Raw genomic sequence first — 1267 nt, forward strand, 5'->3', positions numbered from 1 at the left:
GACCGCGTGGTCAGGCGTTCTCACGCAGGTAGCGCCCGAAGTGGGGCACGGTGAACGCGATCCGCCCGCGCTCCCCCGAGTAGATCAGCCCCTTCTTCAGCAATGCGTCACGCGCCGGCGACAACGACTGCGGTTTGCGCCCGAGGTGCGCCGCGACGTCGGCCGTGGGCACGGCATCCGAATCGTCGCCAAGTTCGACCGCGACATCAGCCATCGCGCGCAGGTACTCGCGCTCCCCCGGCGTCGCCCGCTCGAAGCGCGAGCCGAAGAACCCGACGGCCAGCTCGGCCTCGGCCTCGGGAGCCGCCACCGCGACGTCGGCCGCCGTCATCGGGGATGCCGTAGCGCGGTCCCAGACCGCCTTGCCGTACGCCTGGATGAAGTAGGGGTAGCCGCCGGTCGCGTCGTACATCGCGTCGAGCGCCTCGGGAGTGAAGGTCGCCCCCTCGTCCTCGGCCGGGAGCGTGAGGGCGGCGTCCGCGGCATCCCGATCGAGACGGTCGATGCGCGAGTAGCGAAAGAGACGCTCCGAGTACGACTTCGACGCCGACAAGACCGCCGGCAGGTGCGGCAGCCCGGCGCCGACGACGATGACCGGCAGCCGCGACTGCGACAGCTCGTGGCAGGCCGCGCACAGGGCGGAGACGTCGTCGGGCATGAGGTCCTGCATCTCGTCGATGAAGATCGCGATGCCCCGGCCGGTGTCGGACGCCATGCCGCCGAGGTCGCTCAGCAGCTCGACGAGGTCGATCTCGATGTCGCCGGAGTCGGCCCGCCCGGTGACCGCGGGAACGGTGATGCCGGGGTTCCACCGGTCACGCAGCTTCGCGGCCCCCCGGGCGGTGCCCCCGCCTGCGGGCTCGCGCTGGGCGAACGCCTTGACGACGCCAAGGGCGTGGTCCCCCGCCCCACCGGCCGGGCCGAGCTCGCGCACCGCTTGGTGCACGGCCGAGGCGAGCGGCCGACGCAGCGACTGGTCGGGCCGGGCCTCGAGCTTGCCGGTGCCCCAGCCGGCGCGCACCGCGGCCGAGCGCAGGGCGTTGAGCAGCACGGTCTTGCCGACACCGCGCAGCCCGGTGAGCACGATCGAGCGCTCTGGCCGACCTCGGGCCACCCGCTCGAGCACGATGTCGAACGCGTCGAGCTGCTCGTCACGGCCGGCGAGCTCGGGCGGTCGCTGACCGGCGCCGGGGGCGTAGGGGTTCCTGACCGGGTCCATGATCGGAGGGTATACGGCTCTCTAGCGTTCCCCGCATACATCGGGATA

General features: G+C 72.5%; 1 protein-coding gene. It reads right to left on the bottom strand.

Annotation, left to right across the window (positions count from 1 at the left end):
• Positions 1–10: 10 nt before the first annotated feature.
• Positions 11–1219: a DUF8462 domain-containing protein gene (locus tag PLL68_RS11965; RefSeq protein ID WP_324534363.1), complete on the bottom strand. Its 1209-nt coding sequence runs from the start codon at positions 1217–1219 to the stop codon at positions 11–13.
• Positions 1220–1267 lie beyond the last annotated feature (48 nt).

The organism is Ornithinibacter sp. (genome assembly GCF_035443565.1).
Taxonomy (GTDB): domain Bacteria; phylum Actinomycetota; class Actinomycetes; order Actinomycetales; family Dermatophilaceae; genus Fodinibacter.

Bases quoted from the DNA above. Each gene is read 5' to 3' on its own strand.
- PLL68_RS11965 (WP_324534363.1), bottom strand. From the start codon at position 1,219: ATGGACCCGGTCAGGAACCCCTACGCCCCCGGCGCCGGTCAGCGACCG.